The sequence below is a fragment of the Streptococcus parasanguinis genome, from assembly GCF_001074805.1.
Classification (GTDB): domain Bacteria; phylum Bacillota; class Bacilli; order Lactobacillales; family Streptococcaceae; genus Streptococcus; species Streptococcus parasanguinis_A.
In genome coordinates this window covers 1-2,268 of sequence record NZ_JUPI01000132.1, presented here as the reverse complement: position 1 = coordinate 2,268, position 2,268 = coordinate 1, and the positions used below count along the sequence as shown (strand labels likewise).

Here is a 2,268-nt window from a genome sequence, read left to right as displayed (position 1 = left end):
ATCAAAAATACGGGATGCTTTTTCTGTTCACCCCAAATTTTTGTAACTAGGTGATACTTGAAATTAATACAAATTTGGTTGTTTTTGATAAATCTAAGCAACACTAAATGATGAAGTGAAAGGGGATGAATCTTTGATAGTATTCATTTATTGTGAAATATGATATATTTATTAATTAGATGGATGAATACTTCTAGAGTTAAATATAGCATAATAGGGACAGACTTTTTGGTTTATTTTTGTTTGTAGTCGGATTATGAAAGAATATCCAATATTATGCGATAAGATAGAATGTTACAAAAAAGAAAGGGGATGCAATCCGATGAAGAAAGACAGATTAATTGTATTGACAGATGCTGTTCTAGCAATTATTATGACCATCTTGATTTTAGAGTTAGAAAAACCAACAACACCAAGTCTTGAAGCTTTTTGGGATTTACGGCAAAATTTCTTTGCTTGTTTTCTTTCCTTTTTCTGGTTGGGATCGTTATGGATGGCACTAAACACATTATGGGAAAAGGTTGAGAAAATTTCCTCAGAAATTATTTGGTGGAATTTGTTTCTACTCTTGGAGCGGCAGGAGTTCTCTTTGGAGAATTTCATGCCATCCAAGATACCAGTCTGAATGATGTGGTGGACCGGATCTATATAAATGTCAAGGATTTACCGTTTCAGTCCTTGGGAGCTTTAGCTAATATCCTGTCTGATGTTAAGAAGGGACTGATTCAAGACAGTCATATCTGGTCTTTCTTCCAGTCATTTTTCAAACAATATCAGTTGATAATCAGCTTAAATCAGATCTATCAGTTTGTCTATCTTTCTCTGATGGAGATCATGTCCTATCTTCACTTTGATTATTGGAAAAAACGGCTCGGTCAGGAGCTAGTATGAATAAGGAGAACAAATGAGACGTTTAAAAATGTTATGGCATATTATACAGGTTACGGGTTTTACTCGGTTTGCTCTGAGTTTTGTGACCTTTGTTTTTGGGTCAGGAGGCGTGCTTTTCCTAGTTGAACCTGCTATCACAAATTACGGAGACGGTCTTTGGTATGCTTTTGTGACTTCGACGACTGTCGGCTACGGGGATCTCCTAGCTGTGACCTTGATTGGAAGGATTACCAGTGTCTTCTTGACGATTTATGGGCTCATATTTTTTGGCTGTTTATCAGCTGTTATTATTAATTATTATACCGATTTAAATAAGGAAAGAGGAGAGGACAAATGACTGCCAATTATTCAACACGGGAATACCGTGAGAAATTATACGATGACCTTCATGTTCGATTGAGAGATACAGCGATTTTGATGTGTGCAATTTTTATTGCCTCTATCGGTCTAAATATGAATTCAACAGCTGTTATTATTGGAGCCATGTTAATTTCACCTCTCATGACACCGATTGTTGGACTGGGATTCGGTTTAGCTATTTTTGATACGCGTTTAATCAAGCAATCTCTAGAGGTTTTATTGACTCAAGTGTTGGTCAGTTTGCTTGTCTCGACTCTGTATTTCTGGATTTCTCCCTTGTCTTATGCAAGTAGCGAGTTGATCGCACGAACCTCTCCAACCATTTGGGATGTTCTCATTGCTATTGCTGGTGGGATTGCTGGTGTGATCGGTTCAAGGAAAAAAGAAGCAAACAATATCGTGCCAGGAGTAGCCATTGCTACAGCTTTGATGCCGCCTATCTGTACTGCTGGCTATGGTTTAGCTAATGGGAATGTACGATTTTTATTGGGGGCTCTCTATCTTTTCTTGATCAACTGTGTCTTTATCATGCTAGCCAACATTGTTGGAACAAGAATTTTGATGAGAAAATCTCCTTTAACTTCATTTAAAGAGCTGAGCATTAAAATGAGAATTGGCTTGATTTCTTTGATTGTATTGTTGATTCTTCCAGCTAGCTATTCGGCAGTTACTCTGACAATAGAACAAGCGCGCAAAGAAGGGATCAAACAGTTTGTAGGAAAAGAGTTCGCCAATTATATGGTTATTAATCAAGTCTACAAGTCAAGTAACAATGAATTGGTCTTGACGGTTGTTGGAGATCCGATTTCAGAAGAAGAATTAGAAACACTCCACCAAAAACAAGCCTCTTACGGTATTCAATCTGTTCAATTGAAAGTGAATCAAGTTCAGAACTCGCCAACATTAGATAGTGAAGCGACCAAGGAATTTTATGAAAACATTGACAAGTATATTGATCAAAAACTCTCTGAAAAAGATTCACAAAACGATCTCGTAAAAGAAAATGAAGCAGACAAG

The 2,268-nt window shown here is 36.9% G+C and carries 4 protein-coding genes; all 4 read left to right on the top strand.

Going from position 1 to position 2,268, the window contains the following annotated elements:
* Positions 1-322 precede the first annotated feature (322 nt).
* Positions 323-625 (top strand): TMEM175 family protein, encoded by a 303-nt coding sequence (locus ADI76_RS11025; protein WP_004240734.1) that lies wholly within the window; start codon positions 323-325, stop codon positions 623-625.
* A complete protein-coding gene (locus ADI76_RS09575) occupies positions 550-891 on the top strand; it encodes a hypothetical protein (protein WP_000397556.1) in 342 nt (113 codons plus the stop codon). The genes ADI76_RS11025 and ADI76_RS09575 overlap by 76 nt, the downstream gene beginning before the upstream one ends.
* A 13-nt stretch (positions 892-904) precedes the next feature.
* A complete protein-coding gene (locus ADI76_RS09570; RefSeq protein WP_001253404.1) occupies positions 905-1,228 on the top strand; it encodes a potassium channel family protein in 324 nt (107 codons plus the stop codon).
* A partial coding sequence (locus ADI76_RS09565; protein ID WP_049516118.1) for a DUF389 domain-containing protein occupies positions 1,225-2,268 on the top strand: 1,044 nt, incomplete at its 3' end. The genes ADI76_RS09570 and ADI76_RS09565, both read left to right, overlap by 4 nt.

Coding starts and splice junctions, on each gene's coding strand:
- ADI76_RS11025 (WP_004240734.1), top strand. CDS start 323: ATGAAGAAAGACAGATTAATTGTATTGACAGATGCTGTTCTAGCAATT.
- ADI76_RS09570 (WP_001253404.1), top strand. CDS start 905: ATGAGACGTTTAAAAATGTTATGGCATATTATACAGGTTACGGGTTTT.